Origin of the sequence: Roseixanthobacter finlandensis (assembly GCF_043195105.2) — a bacterium.
Lineage (GTDB): Bacteria > Pseudomonadota > Alphaproteobacteria > Rhizobiales > Xanthobacteraceae > NCEH01.
Genome location: NZ_CM195536.1, coordinates 387726 through 406931 on the forward strand (window position 1 = coordinate 387726; position 19206 = coordinate 406931).

Sequence of the window (19206 nt, forward strand, 5' to 3'; positions counted from 1 at the left end):
CCGGCCCTCGCCGGCTAATGGTCTCACGCGCCTTCCGGCACCGGCACGTCGAAGCCGTTGAGGATGACCGAGACGAGACAATAGAGCCCGACCAGATAGATTAGCTCGGCGGCGGCATATTCGCCGAACGTGTCCACCGCTTGACGATAGACCAGCTCCGGCAAGGTGGAGCCGCGCACCAGCGCCGAGGCGACGTCATAGGTCACTGCCTCCTCGCGGGTGAGATCCGCCGGGCGCTGGCCGGCGACGATGGTGGCGATCTTTTCGTCCGGCAGGCCGCGCGACTCGGCCACGAGGATGTGGGCGTAAAGCTCATACGCCGAATGGAAATGGGCGCCGGTCACCAGGATCGCCACTTCCCGCACCGGCTTGGGCAAGGTGGGGCTGGCGGACATGGCCTTGGTCAGATCCCACACCGGGCCGCCGAACTTGGGATAGCGCAGCCAGGGATTCCAGGGTCCGATCAGCGCGCCGTCGTCGGCAATGGCCTTGAAGCCCTTGAAGCTGGTCTCGATGCCGGCGCGCATGTCTTCATAGAGCGGGCGCTGTTCTTGCGAGAGTTCGGCGGGGGCGGTGAGGGGCACACGCATGTTGAGATCCCTTCGATGCTGGAGCCGCCACGAGTATCGCAGCGGTGCCGCCATCGCGTCGCATCACGATCCCTTCACCGCATGAGTCTGCCGTGTCGCCCGGGTGCCGGCATCAGCCCCGCGCGGCACGCAAGGCCGCCGCCGCCGCCACCGGGCCCAGCACCAGGGCGAACAAGGTGAGGCCCATGAGGATGCGGAACGGTGTTCCGAACGGCACCGGCCCGGTCACCGCCGCGCCGGTGGCGGAAACCGCGAAGATCAGCACCGGGATGGCGAGTGGCAGGACCAGGACCGCGATCAGCAGCCCGCCCCTGCGGAAGGCCCCGGCGAAGGCCGCGCCGATGAGGCCGAGGGCGGTGACGGCCGGCGTGCCCACCAGCAGGGTCAGGACCACCGCGCCGATGGCCGCCGGCTCCAGATTGAGCATGAGCGCCAGCACCGGCGCTGCCACCACAAGAGGCAGGCCGGTGGCGATCCAGTGGGCAAGCCCCTTGGCCGCCGCCACCAGTTCCAGCGGCAGGGCGGAATGGGCGAGGGCATCCAGCGAGCCGTCCTCCACATCCGCCGCGAACAGGCGCTCAAGACCGATGAGACTGGCGAGCAGCGCGCCGATCCACAGGATTGCCGGGCCGATGCGCGCCAGCAGTACCATGTCCGGCCCGACGGCAAACGGAACGATGGTCACGACGGAAAGAAAGAACACGACGCCGAGCCCCGCCCCGCCTCCCGAGCGCAGGGCTAGCGCCATGTCGCGGCGCACCAACGCCCAGAACGCCGCCATCATGCGACGACCTCGCGCTTCGACCCCAACTGGAGAGTGTCGACGCGCGGCCCGAAATCCAGCGGGGCATGGGTCGCGGCCAGAATTGCGCCGCCCGAATCGAGGTGCGCGCGGCCGAGCTCGGCAAAGCGGGCCTGGGCATTCACGTCGAGCGCCGTCGTAGGCTCGTCCAGGATCCAGATACGCCGGCGCGAGACCAAGAGGCGCGCGATGGCGAGGCGGCGCTTCTGTCCGGCGGACAGGACCGCAACCGGAAGCCGTCCAAGACCGCCGAGGCCGACCTCTTCCAGGGCGTCCATGACCGGCAGGCCGGTGGCACCCAGCATGGTGCGCCAGAAGGACAGATTTTCGGCGACGCTCAAGGCACCCTTCAGCGCATCGTCATGGCCCAGATAGTGCATCTCTTCCGTGTGCGGCCGTTCCGTTGCGCCTTCGCATAGGCAGACGCGGCCCGATGTCGCGGCCAGCAGGCCCGCGACGATGCGCAGAAGGGAGGATTTTCCGGCGCCGTTGCGGCCCACCACCACCAGGGCATGACCCGCCCTTAGCTCAAAGTCGAGCTTGTCGAACAGCAGCCGCACGCCTCTCTGGCACGACAGGCCCTGTGCCTTCAGGACCGCCGCAGGGGTTTCCCCAGCGTGCGGGGGCCGGCCTTGCGGGTGAATTTTAGATGCATCGCACATTGAACGTTCTTATCGCATGACCGCCGTTTGAAATCGCTCTATAAAGCGGCTGAACCGCACCCCTAGGTGGCCCGGCACCTCCTTAGCCCGGTCCTCTGGGCGTGTCGCGTCGGTCGATCATCGAACCGGAGAAAACGCGCCGTGACTTCTTCCTCCCTCGACAGCTTCCAGTGCCGCACCACCTTGACGGTGGATGACAAGGAATACACCTACTACAGCCTTGAAGCGGCCGAGAAGAACGGGCTCCCCGGCATCTCCCGCCTGCCTTTCTCCATGAAGGTGCTGCTGGAAAACCTGCTGCGCTACGAAGACGGTCGCTCGGTCACCAAGGAAGACGTAATCTCGATCGCCGACTGGCTGACCCTGCGCGGCAAGGCCGAGAAGGAAATCGCCTATCGCCCCGCCCGCGTCCTCATGCAGGACTTCACCGGCGTGCCCGCCGTGGTGGACCTCGCCGCCATGCGCGACGCCATGGTGACTCTGGGCGGCGACCCGGCCAAGATCAACCCCCTCGTTCCCGTGGATCTGGTCATCGACCATTCGGTGATCGTCAACTTCTTCGGCACCGACAACGCGCTGAAGAAGAACGTGGATGAGGAATACAAGCAGAACCAGGAGCGCTATCGCTTCCTGAAATGGGGCCAGAGCGCGTTCGACAATTTCCGCGTCGTTCCCCCCGGCACCGGCATCTGCCACCAGGTGAACCTGGAATATCTCGCCCAGACGGTGTGGACCCGCAAGGAAGAGCTGAACGGCAAGACCGTCACGGTCGCCTATCCCGACACGCTGGTCGGCACCGACAGCCACACCACCATGGTGAACGGCCTTGGCGTGCTGGGCTGGGGCGTGGGCGGCATCGAGGCGGAAGCCGCCATGCTCGGCCAGCCCATCTCCATGCTGATCCCCGAAGTGATCGGCTTCAAGCTGGACGGCAAGCTCAAGGAAGGCATCACCGCCACCGACCTGGTGCTGACCGTCACCCAGATGCTCCGCAAGAAGGGCGTCGTGGGCAAGTTCGTGGAATTCTTCGGCCCCGGCCTGGAGCATCTCTCGCTGGCGGACCGTGCCACCATCGCCAACATGGCGCCGGAATATGGCGCCACCTGCGGCTTCTTCCCGGTGGACCGCGAGACCATCGACTATCTGGAAGAGACCGGCCGCAAGGAAAGCCGCGTGGAACTGGTGGAAGCCTATTCCAAGGCCCAGGGCATGTGGCGCAACAAGAACACGCTCGATCCCGTGTTCACCGACACGCTGGAACTCGACCTCAACACCGTGCTGCCGTCCATCGCCGGCCCCAAGCGCCCGCAGGACCGCGTGCTCCTGAGCGATGCCAAGACCGGCTTCATCTCCGCCCTCGAAGGCGAGTTCAAGAAGCCTGGCGAGGCCGCCAAGCGCGTGGATGTTGAAGGCGCCAATTTCACGGTGGGTCATGGCGACGTGGTGATCGCCGCCATCACCTCCTGCACCAACACCTCCAATCCGAGCGTGCTCATCGGCGCCGGCCTGCTGGCCCGCAACGCGGTGAAGAAGGGCCTGAAGTCCAAGCCGTGGGTGAAGACTTCGCTCGCGCCCGGCTCGCAGGTGGTGGCCGAATATCTCGACAAGAGCGGCCTTCAGGAGGATCTGGACAAGCTCGGCTTCAATCTGGTGGGCTTCGGCTGCACCACCTGCATCGGCAATTCCGGCCCACTGCCGGAGGCGATCTCCGCCGCCATCAACAGCGCCGATCTGGTCGCCGCCGCCGTGCTCTCGGGCAATCGTAACTTCGAAGGCCGCGTGAACCCGGACGTGAAGGCGAACTACCTCGCCTCGCCCCCGCTGGTGGTGGCCTATGCGCTCGCCGGCTCGCTCCAGGTGGATCTCGACACCGAGCCGCTGGGCGAGGACAAGGACGGCAAGCCGGTCTATCTCAAGGACATCTGGCCCTCCAACAAGGAGATCGCCCAGTACATCCGCGAGAACGTCACCAAGAAGATGTTCAAGGAAAAATATTCCGACGTCTTCAAGGGCGACGCGCACTGGCAGAAGATCGCCATTCCCACCGGCCAGACCTATGCCTGGGAAGACGGTTCCACCTATGTGCAGAACCCGCCTTACTTCGTCGGCATCTCCTCGACGCCCGATCCGGTCACCGATATCGTCGATGCGCGCATCCTCGGCCTGTTCCTGGACAGCATCACCACCGACCACATCTCGCCGGCGGGCTCCATCAAGGCCTCCAGCCCGGCGGGCGTGTATCTGGTGGAGCACCAGGTGCGCCCGGTGGACTTCAACCAGTACGGCACCCGCCGCGGCAATCACGAAGTCATGATGCGCGGCACCTTCGCCAACATCCGCATCAAGAACCAGATGGTGCCCGGCGTCGAAGGCGGCGTGACCCTGCACCAGCCGGACGGCGCGCAGCTGCCGATCTATGACGCGGCCATGCAATACAAGGCCGAGGGCGTTCCGCTGGTGGTGTTTGCCGGCAAGGAATACGGCACCGGCTCCTCGCGCGATTGGGCGGCCAAGGGCACCAAGCTGCTCGGCATCCGCGCCGTGATCGCCCAGTCCTTCGAGCGCATCCATCGCTCGAACCTGGTCGGCATGGGCATTGTGCCGCTGGTGTTCGAAGAGGGCACTTCCTGGCAGACGCTGGGCCTGAAGGGCGACGAGCTCATCACCCTGCGCGGCCTGGAAGGGGATTTGAAGCCCCGCCAGAAGATGACCCTCAACATCGCCTATGCCGATGGCCGGGTGACGCAAGTCGAACTCATCTGCCGCATCGATACGCTGGACGAGCTGGATTATTTCCGCTCGGGCGGCATCCTGCCCTACGTGCTGCGCCACCTCGCGGCGTGAGGCATGGCGGCCCTGCCGCCACCTGCATTAGACACCTGGACAGCCGCCCGTGGAGACCCGCGGGCGGCTGTCTCGTTCATGGCTCGCCTGCGCGTCTCACCGCGAATTGACTGGCATCAAGGACGGGGCGCGCCTAAGCGTGTGCCAATCACTCTTCGCCATTCGCAGGTCCCGGTGCATTGAAGAGCCGTCTCCCGTTCCGCATTACGTTCCTCGGCATGATCGCGCTCGCCTGCGCGTTCGCGGCAGGGGGTGCGGGTGCGCAGGAGCCGGCCCCAGCCGCCGCCACCCCGCCGGCTGTGCCCAAGGCCGTGCTGGAATTGTTCACCAGCCAAGGCTGTGCGTCCTGTCCCCCCGCCGACGCGCTGCTGACGGAATTGGCGGCCGATCCGCAGATGATCGCGCTGACGCTCGCGGTGGATTATTGGGATTACGTCGGCTGGAAGGATACGCTCGCTAAGCACGGTCATTCGGTGCGCCAGCGGGCATATGCCGAACAGCGCGGCGACCGGATGATCTATACCCCGCAGATGGTCGTGGACGGGATCGCCCCCGCCAAGGGCAGCGATAAGATGGCGGTCGAGAAGGCCGTTCGGCGCGCCCACGATGCGGGATCGACCTTGCTGGTGCCGGTCGCTCTGCGCCGCTCCGGCGAAAATCTCGTGGTGGACGTGGCGGCGGGGGTCGACCCCGGCAAACTTGGCCATGTGCCGAATGCCGCCGAAGTCTGGCTTTGCCCCATTCTGAGCACCCATACGGTGGCCATCGGCCGGGGTGAGAATCAGGGCAAGAACGTCACCTATACGAATGTGGTGCGCGCCTGGGTGAAGCTGGGCAATTGGACCGGCGGGCCGGCGCAGTTTCAAGTTCCGCTTAGCGAAATCCAGAACGATGGCGTGGACGGCGTGGCCGTACTGGTGCAGCGCGGCTCGTTCCAGGCCCCCGGTCCGATCCTCGGCGCCGCCAAGATCGACTTGAAATAATCTGAATTTACGCAGCGAAATCCACGCGTCGCACGTCGTGGATCGTTCTGCATTGCCGGTTGTCCTGCGCGCGGGCAATAAAAAAGGCCGCTTTCGCGGCCCTTGAAAGTTTGAAACTTGAAGGATGCGTAGCAGTGGCCGGTTCGCCTGTCACCCCGGGGGGCTGGGGGGCTGGGATAGACCGGAGCGACTGCGAACCGGCCCTGCTACGTTTATGAATTTGCTCCCCCCGCTTGTCGAGGGAAGGGCCGAATTCCGGCGAGACTGTGATGCTCGTTGACGACCCCGTGATCGTGTTTCCGCTCTCGTCCAGCCGGCTATTCAATCCCCTTGAACCCGGCGGCGATGACGGCGATCATGGGGCGTTCGCACCTTGGAGGTCCGATGGGAATCGTTGAACCCATACGCCCCGCCCGCGCGCCGACGCCGACGCCGCACTCCCCGCCCGCTCTCGTCACCTTCGACAGGCGGGAGCTCGACCGCATTCTCGATCTTTACGGGCGCATGGTCGCCGCCGGCGAATGGCGCGATTACGCGATCGACTTTCTGAAGGACAAGGCGGTGTTCTCCGTCTTCCGACGATCGCTCGACGTGCCGCTATATCGCATCGAGAAGGACCCCAAGCTGGCGCGCAAGCAGGGCGCTTATTGCGTGGTGTCCCAGACCGGCCTGATCCTGAAGCGCGGGCATGAGCTGCCGCGCGTGCTGGCGGTGCTGGAAAAGCCACTCGCGGCGATCTGAGTTGGAAGGGGCGGCGGCGCTGAGGGTTGTCGGCGGCAAGGCGCTCGGGCATCGTGCGCGCCTTGCCATTGGATGCCCGGATGTCACACGCTCCCAGCCCGCTCAAGCCCGGCGATCACGTCTTCCTGGTGGATGGATCGTCCTTCGTCTTCCGGGCCTATTTCCAGTCGATCAATCAGGACCGGAAGTATAATTTCCGCTCCGATCGGCTGCCGACGGGGGCGGTGCGTCTGTTCTGCACCAAGCTGTTCCAGTTCATCCGCGAAGGCGCCATGGGCATCAAGCCCACCCACCTCGCCATCATCTTCGACAAGAGCGAAGACTCGTTCCGGCGCGAGATTTATCCCGCCTACAAGGCCAACCGCTCCGAGCCGCCGCCGGAACTGATTCCCCAGTTCCCGCTCATGCGCGAGGCGGTGCGGGCGTTCGGGCTCATTCCGGTCGAGATGGCGCGCTTTGAGGCGGACGACCTGATCGCCACCTATGCCAGGCAGGCTGCCGCCGCCGGCGCCGATGTGCTGATCGTCTCCGCCGACAAGGATCTGATGCAGGTGGTGGGCGACAGGATCGGCATGTATGACCCGGCCTCGGGCGAGGCGGGCGGGCGCGGCGCGCGGCCGGAGCGGCGCATCGGCCTTGGCGAGGTGATCGAATATTTCGGCGTGCCGCCGGAGAAGGTCACCGATGTCCAGGCGCTGGCGGGCGATTCCACCGACAATGTGCCCGGCGTGCCAGGTATCGGCATCAAGACCGCCGCGACGCTGATCCAGGACTATGGCGACCTTGAAAGCCTGCTGGCGCGGGCCGGCGAGATCAAGCAGGTGAAGCGCCGCGAATCGCTGCTGAACCCGGAGAATGTGGAGAAGGCCCGTATCTCCAAGCAATTGGTGACGCTGGACTGCGCCGTGCCGGTGGAGGTGCCGCTGTCCGACCTGGTGCTGGAGCAGCCGGACGGCAAGCGCCTTATCGCCTTCCTGAAGGCCATGGAATTCACCACCATCACCCGCCGCGCCGCCGAGGCGTTCGGTGTCGATGCGGGGGCGATCGATGCCGATCCGGCTTTGGCACCCAGTACCACCGGCGGGCTGTTCGGCGCGGATGAGGATAGCGCCGCGAGCCCCGTGCTCGCGCCTTCGCCGGCCTCCGCTGCGGCCAACGGCGCCATCAACGGGCGGCCGAACGTGCTCAACCCCGCCGATCTGGTCGCGGCGCGGGTGCAGGAGGCGCGCTCGCTGAAGGTGGATCGCAGCCGCTATCGCATGTTGACCGACCTCGCCGAACTGCAGGCCTGGTGCACGCGCGCCATCGAGCTGGGCTATGTCGCTTTCGACACCGAGACCACGTCGGTGGATCCGCAGGCGGCGGACTTGGTGGGCGTGTCGCTCGCGCTTTCGCCCAACGAGGCGTGCTATATCCCGCTGGCCCATCGCGGGGCGGGCGACGGCCTGTTCGAGGAAGGGCTGCTACCGGGCCAGATCCCGTTCCAGGACGCGCTCGCCGCCCTGAAGCCGATGCTGGAAAACCGCGGCACGCTGAAGATCGCCCACAATGCAAAGTATGACGTGGCCGTGCTGGCCCGCCATGGCATCGCCGTTGCCCCGTTCGACTGCACCATGTGCATGTCCTATGCGCTGGATGCCGGGAAGGGCAACCACGGCATGGACGACCTCTCGGTGCGCCATCTCGGCCACACCCCCATCGCGTTCACGGAAGTTGCCGGCAAGGGCAAGGGGCAGGTGACGTTCGACCGGGTCGCGCTCGAACCCGCCACCACCTATGCGGCGGAAGATGCCGACGTGACGCTGCGCCTGTGGCGCGTGTTCAAGCCGCGCCTTGTGGCCGACGGCATGAGCACCGTCTATGAGACGCTGGAGCGGCCGCTGATTCCCGTCTTGGTGCGCATGGAAGGGCGCGGCATCGCCATCGACCGGCTGATCCTCTCCCGCCTCTCCAGCGAGTTCGCCCAGGGAGCGGCGCGGATCGAGGATGAGATCGCGGAAATTCTGGGTGGAGAGCGGCTGAACATCGGCTCGCCCAAGCAGATCGGCGACGTGCTGTTCGGGCGCCTCGGCCTGCCCGGCGCCACCAAGACCCCCACCGGCGCCTGGTCCACCAAGGCCAATGTGCTGGAGGAACTGGCCGAGTCGGGCCACACTCTGCCGAAGAAGATCCTGGATTGGCGCCAGCTCGCCAAGCTGCGCTCCACCTATACCGACGCGTTGCCCAATTATGTGAATGCGCGCACCAAGCGCGTCCACACCTCCTATGCGCTGGCGGCCACCACCACGGGGCGGCTCTCCTCTTCCGAGCCGAACCTTCAGAACATCCCGATCCGCACCGAGGAAGGCCGCCGTATCCGCCGCGCCTTCGTGGCCGAGCCGGGGCGGCTGCTTGTGTCCGCCGACTATTCGCAGATCGAACTGCGCCTGCTGGCGGAGATCGCCGACATCCCGCGCCTGCGCGAGGCGTTCCAGGAGGGGCTGGACATCCATGCCATGACGGCGTCCGAAATGTTCGGCGTGCCGGTTGAGGGCATGCCGGCGGAAGTGCGGCGGCGCGCCAAGGCGATCAATTTCGGCATCATCTACGGAATTTCGGCGTTTGGACTCGCCAACCAGCTCGGCATCGGGCGGGAAGAGGCGGGGCTCTATATCAAGCGCTATTTCGAGCGCTTCCCCGGCATCCGCGCTTATATGGACGAGACCAAGACCTTCTGCCGCGAGCACGGCTATGTGGAGACCTTGTTCGGCCGGCGCTGCCATTATCCCGATATCGCGGCGTCGAATCCTTCCATCCGCGCCTTCAACGAGCGCGCCGCCATCAATGCCCGCCTTCAGGGCACGGCGGCGGATATCATCCGCCGCGCCATGGTGCGCATGGAGCCGGCGCTGAAGCAGGCCGGCCTTTCCGCCAAGATGCTGCTGCAGGTGCACGACGAACTGGTGTTCGAGGTGCCGGAAGCCGAAGCGCAGGCGACTTTGCCGGTGGTGAAGCATGTGATGGAGCAGGCGTCGCTGCCGGCGGTCGCCCTCGCCGTGCCGCTGAAGGTGGAGGCCCATGCCGCCGCCAATTGGGAAGAGGCGCACTGACTTTCAACGCAATTTGAATGTTGAAATGATAAAACCACATTTCAGGCGTTGAATGCGTTAAGGGCTTGCGTCATAACAGGCGCGAAGCCCTGCGCTTGGCAAAACCGGGCGATGGGCACAGACTGTTAAGCCCCCGGACGCAGCCCGCAGGTGCAGCGCCGGAGGTTTCCAACGCGACGGAGTTCCAAACCCATGGCCTCTGGGCCTGCCGACAAGCCATCCCTCTCCGGCCGCGCGCCCCGCGAGCGCAGTGGCGCCCGCATGGACAAGCTGGCGCGGCTGCCGGTGTTCTTCGCCCTCGCCGGCAAGCGTGTCGTGGTGGCCGGCGGCACGGAGCCGGCGGTGTGGAAGGCGGAATTGCTCTCCGCCGCCGGTGCGGAGGTGGAGGTGATCGCCGAGGCGCCGTGCGAGGAGATGCGGGCGCTGGTGCAGTCCGCGCCCGATGGTCCCATTGCGCTGGTCGAGCGCCGCTGGACCGAGGCGGATCTCGCCGGCGCGGCCCTCGCCATAGCGGACGCGGAAGATGAGGCGGAGGCGGCCCGCTTCGCAGCCGCCGCCCGTGCGGCGGGCGTGCCGGTGAACGTGGTGGACAAGCCCGCCTTTTGCGATTTTGCCTTCGGTGCCATCGTCAATCGCTCGCCTCTGGTGGTGGGAATTTCCACCGACGGCGCGGCGCCCGTGTTCGGACAGGCGGTGCGGGCCAAGATCGAGGCGCTTTTGCCGCCGGGCTTCAAGGCCTGGGCGCAGGCGGCGCAATCCTGGCGCGGCGCGGTGTCCGCCCTCGGCCTCAGCTTTCACGGCCGCCGCCGCTTCTGGGAACAGTTTTCAGCCCGCGCCATGTTCGCGCCCGACCAGCCACCGGGCGAGGAGGACCGTGCGGCTCTTCTCGCCGACGCCGAAAGCACGCGCGCCGCGCCCGAAAGCGGGTCGGTGGTTCTGGTGGGCGCGGGGCCCGGCGATCCCGAACTGCTGACCCTGAAGGCGGTGCGGGTGCTGCAATCCGCCGAAGTGGTGCTTTATGACGACCTGGTTTCGCCGCAGGTGCTGGATTTCGCGCGGCGCGAGGCCAAGAAGATGCTGGTGGGCAAGACCGGCTATCGCCCCTCCTGCAAGCAAGATGACATCAACGCGCTGATGGTGTCGCTCGCGAAGGAGGGCCGCCGCGTGGTGCGCCTGAAGGGCGGCGACCCGATGATCTTCGGCCGCGCGGGCGAGGAAATCACCGCCTGCCGCCTCGCCGGCATTCCGGTGGAAGTGGTGCCCGGCATCTCCTCCGCCCAGGGCGTGGCGAGCCGGCTGACCACCTCGCTCACCCACCGCGACCATGCTCGGCGCCTGCAATTCGTCACCGCCCATGCGCGCGACGGCAAGCTGCCGAAGGATCTGGATTTCAGCGCCTTGTCGGACAAGGCGGCGACCACGGTGGTCTACATGCCGCGCCGGACCTTGCCGGAGCTGGTGGAAAAGCTCGCCGCCGCCGGCACCGATCTCTCCGTTCCCGCTCTGGCGGTATTTTCCGCGACGCGGCCCGACGAGCGCGTGGTCCACGCTCCGCTTGGCGGACTTTCGGCGGCCGTCGATGCCGCCATCGAGGCCGGCGCCCAGGGGCCGTGCCTCGTGCTCTATGGCTATGCGCTCAGCGAAGGCATGGCGGCCGCAGAGGTGCCACGGGCGGCCTCGGCGCGCTGATCGTGCGCGCTTGGCATGCGTGCCAAGCCTCCTATTTATGGGCGAGGCCGGCGGGACGAAGGACAAGGTGAATGGCGTTTTCCACGGACGAGATCGAGCGCTATGCGCGCCATATCGTGCTGCACGACGTGGGCGGGCCGGGCCAGCAGAAGCTGAAGGCGGCGCGGGTTCTGGTGGTGGGCGCGGGCGGGCTCGGCGCGCCGGTGCTGCTATATCTCGCGGCGGCGGGCGTGGGCACGCTGGTGCTGGTGGATGACGACGAAGTCTCGCTCTCCAACCTCCAGCGGCAGGTGATTCACCGCACGCAGGATATCGGCCGCCCCAAGGTGGAGAGCGCGCGCGATGCTGTGGCCGCCCTTAACCCCCATGTGGAGATGGTGTTGCACCAGGGCCGGCTCGACGCCGGCAACGCGCTCGATCTGATTCGCGATGTGGACGTGGTGGTGGACGGCTCGGACAATTTCGCCACCCGCTATCTGGTCTCGGACGCCTGCATACTGGCGGGTAAGCCGCTGGTGACGGCGGCGCTCGGCACCTTCGATGCGACCATCACCACCATCCGCGCCCATGAAAACGGGCCGGACGGCACGCCGAACCCGACCTATCGCTGCCTGTTCCCCGAGCCGCCGCCGCCCGGCACGGTCGCGCCCTGCGCGGAAGCCGGCGTGCTCGGTGCGCTGGCGGGGCTCGCCGGTTCGCTCGCGGCCTTAGAAGTGATCCGCGCCATCGTCGGCTTCGGCGAGGGGCTGGTGGGCAAGCTGCTGATGATCGACGCCCGCTCCATGCGTTTCGAGACGCTGAGCTATGCCTATGACCCGGAAAATCCGCTCACGGGCACAGGAACGCGCATCACCGATCTGTCGGAGCATGTGCGGGCAGCGTAAGGGGCTGTTTTCTCCTATGGGTAGTGTCTCAGTTTGAATTTTGAGCCCTTTGACGCCGGTTCTCGCGGCTAGCCCATCTCCATGCTATGCTTAGAGCAAAACAGGAGATCGTATGAGCGCTCCAGACGTGTATTTGCTTCAGTTCTACCGTCAAGGGCCAGGGGACGTCGGAATTGATGATATTGCGTTATTTAGCGATCAAGACTTCGAGTCGGTCGCCCAAAAGGCGCTGCTTGGCTATTTCAATAATTGCAATATCGCTCCTCACCAGCGCCCGCACCATGCGCGAGTGACCACTCACGACGGATTTAAGGTGATCCTAACGCTCATGGCGACCGGACCTACAACCGTCGAGAAGGTTTGAAATCCCGACCGGTCCTTAAGGCGAGAAGCGCCCACGACCCCTCACAGCATGGAGGGCAGCACGCGATCCGGCGGACGGTGGCCGTCCATGAAGGTCTTGATGTTGACGATGACCTTCTCTCCCATGTCGATGCGCCCTTCCAGCGTCGCCGAGCCCATGTGCGGCAGCAGCACCACCTTGCCCTGGCGGGCGAGCTTGACGAGCTTGGGGTTCACCGCCGGCTCATGCTCGAACACGTCGAGGCCCGCGCCCGCGATCTCGCCGGCTTCCAGCATGCGGGTCAGGGCGTTCTCGTCGATCACTTCGCCGCGTGCCGTGTTCACCACATAGGCGTCGGGCTTCAGCAGCTTGAGGCGGCGGGCCGAGAGCAGATGATAGGTGGCCGGGGTGTGCGGGCAATTGACCGAGACGATGTCCATGCGGGCCAGCATCTGGTCCAGGCTGTCCCAATAGGTCGCCTCCAGCGCCTCTTCCGTGGCGGCGGGCAGGTGGCGGCGGTTGTGATAATGGATCTGCAGGCCGAACGCCTTGGCGCGGCGCGCCACCGCCTGGCCGATGCGGCCCATGCCGACGATGCCGAGGCGCTTGCCCCAGATGCGCCGGCCGAGCATCCAGGTGGGCGCCCAGCCGTTCCATGATTCCGGATCGGAGGTGATGATCTGCGCGCCCTCGGCCAGCCGGCGGGGCACCGCGAGAATCAGCGCCATGGTCATGTCGGCGGTGTCCTCGGTGAGGACGCCGGGGGTGTTGGTGACGGTGATGCCACGCGCCAGCGCGCTTGCCACGTCAATGTGATCGACGCCGTTGGAGAAGCTGGCGATGAGGCGCAGATTCTCGCCCGCCTGCGACATCACGGCAGAATCGATCTTGTCGGTCACGGTGGGCACGAGCACGTCCGCGGTGCGCACGGCCTCCACCAGAGCGGCGTGATCCATGGGCACGTCGTCGACGTTCAGGCGCGCGTCAAACAGTTCGCGCATCCGCGTCTCGACCGTGTCAGGCAGCTTCCGCGTGACGACAACGAGGGGTTTGCGACGCGCCATAATTTTCCCCGTTCCCGGTTTTTTAACCCTTCTCGTCCCGTCTAGCAGACGGACGAGGAAACACAAAGGGTATGCGCGCAGCGACCCTTGACGATGTGCGGGTGCAGGCGCACTTCAGGCACGCGATTTCACTGAGCGAGAGGATCAGCGGATCATGCAGGTGAGCAAACGTCAGTCCCTTTCGGCACGCGCGATGGCTCTCCTGCTGGTGTTGGCCGCCACCTCGCTCAATGGCGCGGCCCATGCGGCGGACGATTCCGGAAGCGGTCTGCCGGTGCCGCGCTTTGTCTCGCTGAAGGCCGACAAGGTGAATGTGCGCACCGGGCCGAACAAGAATCAGGACGTGTCCTGGATCTTCTCGCGCGCCGGCCTGCCGGTGGAGATCACCGCCGAGTTCGAGACTTGGCGCCGTATCCGCGACGTGGATGGCTCGGAGGGCTGGGTCTATCATTCCATGCTTTCGGGCCGCCGCACAGCGCTTGTGTCGCCCTGGCTGAAGAGCGGCACGGCGGTGCTGCGCGCGAGCGCGGATGCCAGCGCGCGGGCCACCGCGCAGCTGGAGCCCCGGGTCCTTGCATCCGTGAAATCGTGCGATGGAAAATGGTGCCGCATCACCGGCCCCGGTTTCGACGGCTTTATCGAACAGGGCGATCTGTGGGGAGTCTATCCCGGCGAAAAGGTGGAGTGAGGTAGCCCTGGCGCGCCTTGCGCCGGCCGGCGGGGCGCGTTCGTCTCAAACCAGCTCGTCTCAAACGAAAAAGCCCCCGCTCCGGCGAGGGCTTTCATCTGGAACAGGCGGGAGCGACGGGCGCTCAGCCCTTGCCGATTGCCTTGCGGCGCAGACGCACCACCACGTCCACGCGCGCAACCTCGAAACCTTCCGGCGGCTCGGGCAAGCGGTCGACGCCCACATGGGCCGTGGGAATGTCCACCAGCTCGTTATGGCCTTCCACATAGAAGTGGTAATGGTCCGACGCATTGGTGTCGAAATAGGTCTTGGAGCCGTCCACCGCCACCTCGCGCAGCAGGTCCACTTCGGTGAACTGGTGCAAGGTGTTGTAGACGGTGGCGAGCGAGACCGGGAAGCGGGCGCGGATGGCCTCTTCGTGCAGCATTTCCGCCGTCACGTGGCGGTCGCCCTTGGCGAACAGCAGCCAGCCGAGGGCGAGGCGCTGGCGGGTCGGCCGCAGGCCCACTTCGCGCAGCATCTCGCGCACGTCATGGAACGGGCAGCCGGTGCGACGCGTGGATGAGATATCCCGCAACTGGGCCACCGGCAGCACCGCGTCACCGTCCTCCGCCGTGCCGCGGGGGGCGACGGCTGGGCTCGTGAGGCTGGCTCTGAAGCGGGACATGTCGGACATCGGCGGATCTGCACTCTTCAATGAAACACATGGCCTTAGCGGCAGCGGTACAAGGCTCCGGAAGGCGCTGATCAATCTCAATAGCGGATCGCGCCGCGAATTGCCACTATTATAGATTGTAGCTGTACTAATGTAAGTCAATGACACCAATGCCTTGCTTGTGACTTGCGCCCCTGGCGCGCGCCATTGCATGGCTTCGCGACGGCGGTCTCCGCGACCGTACGCTGACATGAGGACCACGCATTTGATCGATCTGCGCGCGCCGATCACGGCTTGCCTGGTGGTGTCCGCCGGCGCGGCGGCGGCCCTTGCCGCGGCCTGGTATTTCCAGCTGGTGGTGGGACTTGCCCCGTGTCCGCTGTGCCTCGACCAGCGTCTTCCCTATTACGCGGCGATACCCATCGGCCTGCTTTCCGCCTATGCCGCCCATCGCGGCTGGACCGGGATCGCGCGGGCGGGGCTCGCGGTGCTGGCGCTGTTGATGCTGGTGGATGCGGGGATCGCCATCTTTCACGCCGGGGTGGAATGGCGATTCTGGCAGGGGCCGACCGCCTGCACCTCGGGCACGCCGATAGTGGTCAGCGACATTATGTCCGCCCTCAAGACCGCCCATGTGCCCCGCTGCGACGAGGCGGCCTGGCGCCTGATGGGGATTTCCATGGCCGGCTGGAATGCGCTGATCGCTCTCGGGCTTGCGGGGGTCGCGCTGATCGGCCTGCGCGGCCGAGGGGCGGCGGGCCGTGTGATGGCGGCCTGAGACCGGACCCTACGGCTCCAGTTCGGTATCCCAATAAAGATAGTCGAGCCAACTCTCGTGCAGATAATTGGGCGGGAAGTGACGGCCGTTCTGGTGCAAATCGTGCACGGTGGGCTGGAACGGCACCTGGTGGGGCCACATGCCCGAATGCGCCGGCATGTCGCTGCCCTTGCGCAGATTACACGGCGAGCACGCCGTCACCACATTGTCCCAGGTTGTCTGGCCGCCGCGGGAGCGCGGAATGAGGTGGTCGAAGGTGAGATCGTCGCGCGAGCCGCAATATTGGCAGGTGAAGCGGTCGCGCAGGAAAACGTTGAAGCGGGTGAAAGCGGGATGCCGGGCGGGCTTTACGAAGGTGCGCAAGGACAGCACGCTCGGAAGCCGGATCTCTATGCCCGGACTTCGGACCGCCTTGTCGTAATATTCGACGATGTTCACGCGGTCGAGGAACACCGCCTTGATGGCATCCTGCCAGCACCAGACAGACAGCGGATAGTAGCTCAGCGGACGGTAGTCCGCATTGAGCACCAGTGCCGGCCAAGCCCCAGATGGTAACGCAGCGGTCAAGGATCGAACTCCTCGCCCTCCATGGCACCGAATCAAACCAAGCCTGCCCGGTGCGCCGCGATACTCTATATTCTCCGTGTCATTCTTGTGAAGCCGCCTGGTGCATCGCCCTCAGGCGGCGGCGAGCCGCTGGGCCAGGAACAGGCCGCCCTGGGCAAGGCCGGTGTCGTCGATCCCGTGGCCGAGGCCGTGGCTGAGGTGCCACTCGACGGGAATGCCGGCGCCCGCGAGAGCGAACGCCGATTGGAACAGCGCCTGGGCGGGGATCAGCGTGTCGTCGGTGCCGTGCACCAGCAGGATCGGCGGCACGGTGGCGCCCGCCGCCGCGTTCGGCTCGGGAACCCATAGGCCGGAATAGCCCACCACGGCGGCGGGCGGCTCCGCCATGGCCAGCGCGGCCGACAGCGCCATCATGCAGCCCTGGCTGAAGCCCACCAGCGCGAGGCGGCTCGCCGGCAGGCGGGCGCGCTGCAATTCGCTCTGGATCAGGCGATGAAGGCCCGGGGCCGCGCTCGCCACGCCGCGCACCATGTCGTGCGGGTCCATGTCGCCGAGCGGAAACCATTGCCGCCCCATGGGCGCGCCCTCGCACGGGTCCGGCGCGTGGGGCGAGACGAAGGCGGTGTCCGGCAGCAGTTCCGCCCAGGCGCTGCCGAGGTCGATCAGGTCCCGCCCGTCGGCGCCATAGCCGTGCAGCATGATGACCAGGGACTTAGGCGCGCCGCCCGAATGGGGCGGCAGGCGGGGGCTGTCCAGAACGGGCATGGGCGGCAAGCCTCTGGTGGGAAGTCTCGGGGTGGGAAGGTCGCGGGTGGGAAAGTCTCAGGTGGGCACGCCGGTGCGGGCGCGCTTGGCGCCATAATAGGCCCACAGCACCTGCGCCGCCACGCCGCGATAGGGCCGCCAGTCCTCGGCGATCGCCCATAGCCCCAGCGCCGAGGCGCGGCCGGGCAGTTCGAACGCTTCGCCGGCGGCGACCTGCAAGGCCAGATCGCCATGCGGGAAGGCGTCCGCACGGCCGAGGCAGAACAGGAGATAAATGTCGGCGCTCCACAGGCCGATGCCGGGAAGCTTGGTGAGATAGGCCGCCGCCGCGTCCGCCTCCATATGCGCCACGGCGTCGAGATCGACCGCGCCGGACACGAGGTCGCGGGCGATGCCGGTGAGGGTGCGGATCTTCGGCGCGGAAAGGCCGGCGGCGCGCAGGCTTTCCACCGGCGCGGCGAGCAGCGCCTCGGGGGTCGCCGGCCCGCCGAACAGGAGATCAAGGCGCGCGGAGATGGAGCGGGCGGCGGCGACCGACAATTGCTGCGCGACCACGATCGCCACCATCCCCGCGAACCCTGGTGCGCGGCGCCGCAGGGCCGGGCGGCCGGCGAAGTCCACCAGCGGAGCAAGGCGCGGGTCCAGGGCCATGAGTCGGTCGAGGGCGTGCTCGAAATCCGCCTGATGGTGCAGGTGCGGTTCGCTCTCGGGTGCCGCGAACGGGCCGAGGGGGGCGGGGTCGGTCATGGCGCCTTGGTCCTCAAGCCATCCGCCTGCGGCGGGTCGGGCGGGATGAAATCATCGCTTCGCGTGGTTGGCCAGAGTGTCCTTGGCCAGCGCCCGCGCCGGATGGCATCGTCGGCTGGTGTTCAGCGCGCGCGACAGGCCCTAAATCATGGGCCATAAAAATCCTGCGCCATAAATTCTGCCCTATCCGTTTCCTGACCCATCCTTTTCCTGCCCCATCGTTTCACGTGTCCCATGCGCTTTATCTGCCGTTTCGCGCCCAGCCCCAATGGCCGCCTGCATCTCGGCCATGCCCTGTCCGCCTTCCTCAATGCCGATGCGGCGGTCGAGGCGGGCGGCGATTTCCTGTTGCGCATCGAGGACATCGACGCCACCCGATCCCGCCCGGCCTTCGAACAGGCGATCCGCGCGGATCTGGACTGGCTCGGCATTCTTCCCGCCGCCGCGCCGCGCCGCCAGTCGGAGCATCTCGCCTTCTATGCCGAGGCGCTGGACCGGCTGGAGCGGGAAGGCCTGCTCTATCCCGCGTTTGAAAGCCGGGCGCAGATCGCCCATGCGGTCGCGCAGAAAGACGCCGAAGCGCCGTGGCCGCGTGATCCCGACGGGGCGCCGCTCTATCCTTTCGGCCGGCAGTCCATGACGCAGGCCGAGCGCGACCGCCTACGGTCCGAAGGCGCCCCGTTCGTGCTGCGGCTGGATATGGCGGCCGCCTTGGCGCGGATCGGCGCGCCGCTGGCCTGGAGCGAAGCCCGCGAAACCCCGCTCGGCCCGGCATTTCTCCAAGCGGCGGACCCGGCCGCCTGGGGCGATGTGGTGGTGGCGCGCAAGGATGTTCCGGTAAGCTATCACCTCGCCGTGGTGCTGGACGATGCGGCGCAGGCGATCAGCCATGTGATCCGCGGGCGCGACTTGTTCGCGGCGACTTCGGTGCACCGGGTGTTGCAGGAAGTGCTTGGGCTTGCGGCGCCGGTCTATCACCATCATCGCCTGGTGCTGGGGGCGGACGGGCGCAAGCTCTCGAAAAGCGAGGGGGCGGCGAGCCTGGACTATCTGCGGCAGGCGGGCGAGGGACCGGCCGATATCCGCCGGCGGCTCGGCCTTTCCGCCTAGCGGCAGGGTTGCGGGAAAAGCGGCCCAACGCCCCTCATTTCCCAAAAATGTTTCACGTGAAACAATGGCTTAGCGCGGACGAAGAGCGGTTTCCTGGCGCTTCGAAGTGCCCTCTCCGTGGACCAAACCGCCATTTCGGGCGAACGTTTTCGCGCGAACTTCGCCGACAGAGCCGGGCGCCCAACCGCGCGCGCCACCTCCGATG

Annotated in this window: 18 protein-coding genes; 10 read left to right on the forward strand and 8 right to left on the reverse strand. The window is 66.5% G+C overall.

The annotated features are described in order from the left end of the window. Positions 1 to 23: 23 nt before the first annotated feature. From V5G24_RS01885 to ccmA, 3 genes are all read right to left on the reverse strand, one after another. Positions 24 to 590 carry a carboxymuconolactone decarboxylase family protein gene (locus V5G24_RS01885; RefSeq protein WP_394079002.1) on the reverse strand — a complete coding sequence of 189 codons (567 nt, stop codon included), beginning with the start codon at positions 588 to 590 and terminating at the stop codon, positions 24 to 26. Positions 591 to 702: 112 nt separating this feature from the next. Next, positions 703 to 1371: a heme exporter protein CcmB gene (gene ccmB / locus V5G24_RS01890; RefSeq protein ID WP_394080323.1), complete on the reverse strand. Its 669-nt coding sequence runs from the start codon at positions 1369 to 1371 to the stop codon at positions 703 to 705. Further along, positions 1371 to 1952, reverse strand: coding sequence for a heme ABC exporter ATP-binding protein CcmA (ccmA, locus tag V5G24_RS01895; protein WP_509292278.1), 582 nt, complete (start codon positions 1950 to 1952; stop codon positions 1371 to 1373). Before ccmA ends, ccmB begins: the two co-directional genes overlap by 1 nt. Positions 1953 to 2195: 243 nt before the next feature. Here ccmA and acnA point away from each other — a divergent pair, with 243 nt between their 5' ends. From acnA to V5G24_RS01930, 7 genes are all read left to right on the forward strand, one after another. Further along, positions 2196 to 4898 (forward strand): aconitate hydratase AcnA, encoded by a 2703-nt coding sequence (gene acnA, locus V5G24_RS01900; protein WP_394079004.1) that lies wholly within the window; start codon positions 2196 to 2198, stop codon positions 4896 to 4898. A gap of 179 nt (positions 4899 to 5077) precedes the next feature. Further along, entirely contained in the window at positions 5078 to 5881 is an 804-nt protein-coding gene (locus V5G24_RS01905) for a DUF1223 domain-containing protein (protein WP_394079006.1), read from the forward strand. Between the two features lie 384 nt (positions 5882 to 6265). Next, on the forward strand, positions 6266 to 6622 hold the full coding sequence (locus V5G24_RS01910) for a DUF2794 domain-containing protein (protein ID WP_394079008.1): 357 nt from the start codon (positions 6266 to 6268) through the stop codon (positions 6620 to 6622). 80 nt (positions 6623 to 6702) lie between these two features. After that, positions 6703 to 9711, forward strand: a complete 3009-nt coding sequence (polA, locus tag V5G24_RS01915; protein WP_394079010.1) for a DNA polymerase I — start codon at positions 6703 to 6705, stop codon at positions 9709 to 9711. Positions 9712 to 9903: 192 nt separating this feature from the next. Then, positions 9904 to 11400, forward strand: coding sequence for a siroheme synthase CysG (cysG, locus tag V5G24_RS01920; RefSeq protein ID WP_394079012.1), 1497 nt, complete (start codon positions 9904 to 9906; stop codon positions 11398 to 11400). A gap of 71 nt (positions 11401 to 11471) precedes the next feature. Beyond that, complete coding sequence (locus V5G24_RS01925) at positions 11472 to 12284, forward strand: HesA/MoeB/ThiF family protein (RefSeq protein WP_394079014.1); 813 nt, start codon at positions 11472 to 11474, stop codon at positions 12282 to 12284. A gap of 112 nt (positions 12285 to 12396) precedes the next feature. After that, positions 12397 to 12648: a hypothetical protein gene (locus V5G24_RS01930; protein ID WP_394079016.1), complete on the forward strand. Its 252-nt coding sequence runs from the start codon at positions 12397 to 12399 to the stop codon at positions 12646 to 12648. A 41-nt stretch (positions 12649 to 12689) separates the two neighbouring features. Here the strand turns inward: V5G24_RS01930 and V5G24_RS01935 are convergent, their stop codons facing one another. Further along, positions 12690 to 13691, reverse strand: a complete 1002-nt coding sequence (locus V5G24_RS01935; protein WP_394079018.1) for a 2-hydroxyacid dehydrogenase — start codon at positions 13689 to 13691, stop codon at positions 12690 to 12692. 154 nt (positions 13692 to 13845) lie between these two features. Here V5G24_RS01935 and V5G24_RS01940 point away from each other — a divergent pair, with 154 nt between their 5' ends. Then, positions 13846 to 14379, forward strand: coding sequence for an SH3 domain-containing protein (locus V5G24_RS01940; protein WP_394079020.1), 534 nt, complete (start codon positions 13846 to 13848; stop codon positions 14377 to 14379). A gap of 124 nt (positions 14380 to 14503) precedes the next feature. Here V5G24_RS01940 and irrA read toward each other — a convergent pair whose 3' ends face one another. Then, a complete protein-coding gene (gene irrA, locus V5G24_RS01945; RefSeq protein WP_394079022.1) occupies positions 14504 to 15055 on the reverse strand; it encodes an iron response transcriptional regulator IrrA in 552 nt (183 codons plus the stop codon). Positions 15056 to 15299: 244 nt separating this feature from the next. Here irrA and V5G24_RS01950 point away from each other — a divergent pair, with 244 nt between their 5' ends. Continuing rightward, the gene (locus V5G24_RS01950; RefSeq protein ID WP_394079024.1) at positions 15300 to 15812 is read left to right on the forward strand and encodes a disulfide bond formation protein B; all 513 of its coding nucleotides are present in this window, start codon (positions 15300 to 15302) and stop codon (positions 15810 to 15812) included. A gap of 9 nt (positions 15813 to 15821) precedes the next feature. Here the strand turns inward: V5G24_RS01950 and V5G24_RS01955 are convergent, their stop codons facing one another. From V5G24_RS01955 to V5G24_RS01965, 3 genes are all read right to left on the reverse strand, one after another. Next, complete coding sequence (locus V5G24_RS01955) at positions 15822 to 16379, reverse strand: HNH endonuclease (RefSeq protein WP_348844008.1); 558 nt, start codon at positions 16377 to 16379, stop codon at positions 15822 to 15824. Positions 16380 to 16490: 111 nt separating this feature from the next. After that, a complete protein-coding gene (locus V5G24_RS01960) occupies positions 16491 to 17144 on the reverse strand; it encodes an alpha/beta hydrolase (RefSeq protein WP_394079026.1) in 654 nt (217 codons plus the stop codon). Between the two features lie 57 nt (positions 17145 to 17201). Continuing rightward, a complete protein-coding gene (locus V5G24_RS01965; RefSeq protein WP_394079028.1) occupies positions 17202 to 17891 on the reverse strand; it encodes a DNA-3-methyladenine glycosylase family protein in 690 nt (229 codons plus the stop codon). 234 nt (positions 17892 to 18125) lie between these two features. On the opposite strand from V5G24_RS01965, the gene gluQRS reads away from it, so the two are divergent. Then, complete coding sequence (gene gluQRS / locus V5G24_RS01970; protein WP_394079029.1) at positions 18126 to 19001, forward strand: tRNA glutamyl-Q(34) synthetase GluQRS; 876 nt, start codon at positions 18126 to 18128, stop codon at positions 18999 to 19001. Positions 19002 to 19206: the final 205 nt, after the last annotated feature.

What these genes read in the sequence shown, in the direction of transcription:
- cysG (WP_394079012.1), top strand. Translation starts at nt 9,904, where the DNA reads ATGGCCTCTGGGCCTGCCGACAAGCCATCCCTCTCCGGCCGCGCGCCC.
- V5G24_RS01935 (WP_394079018.1), bottom strand. Translation starts at nt 13,691, where the DNA reads ATGGCGCGTCGCAAACCCCTCGTTGTCGTCACGCGGAAGCTGCCTGAC.
- V5G24_RS01965 (WP_394079028.1), bottom strand. Translation starts at nt 17,891, where the DNA reads ATGACCGACCCCGCCCCCCTCGGCCCGTTCGCGGCACCCGAGAGCGAA.
- V5G24_RS01930 (WP_394079016.1), top strand. Translation starts at nt 12,397, where the DNA reads ATGAGCGCTCCAGACGTGTATTTGCTTCAGTTCTACCGTCAAGGGCCA.
- V5G24_RS01925 (WP_394079014.1), top strand. Translation starts at nt 11,472, where the DNA reads ATGGCGTTTTCCACGGACGAGATCGAGCGCTATGCGCGCCATATCGTG.
- V5G24_RS01910 (WP_394079008.1), top strand. Translation starts at nt 6,266, where the DNA reads ATGGGAATCGTTGAACCCATACGCCCCGCCCGCGCGCCGACGCCGACG.
- V5G24_RS01960 (WP_394079026.1), bottom strand. Translation starts at nt 17,144, where the DNA reads ATGCCCGTTCTGGACAGCCCCCGCCTGCCGCCCCATTCGGGCGGCGCG.
- V5G24_RS01940 (WP_394079020.1), top strand. Translation starts at nt 13,846, where the DNA reads ATGCAGGTGAGCAAACGTCAGTCCCTTTCGGCACGCGCGATGGCTCTC.
- polA (WP_394079010.1), top strand. Translation starts at nt 6,703, where the DNA reads ATGTCACACGCTCCCAGCCCGCTCAAGCCCGGCGATCACGTCTTCCTG.
- irrA (WP_394079022.1), bottom strand. Translation starts at nt 15,055, where the DNA reads ATGTCCGACATGTCCCGCTTCAGAGCCAGCCTCACGAGCCCAGCCGTC.
- V5G24_RS01885 (WP_394079002.1), bottom strand. Translation starts at nt 590, where the DNA reads ATGCGTGTGCCCCTCACCGCCCCCGCCGAACTCTCGCAAGAACAGCGC.
- gluQRS (WP_394079029.1), top strand. Translation starts at nt 18,126, where the DNA reads ATGCGCTTTATCTGCCGTTTCGCGCCCAGCCCCAATGGCCGCCTGCAT.
- ccmB (WP_394080323.1), bottom strand. Translation starts at nt 1,371, where the DNA reads ATGGCGGCGTTCTGGGCGTTGGTGCGCCGCGACATGGCGCTAGCCCTG.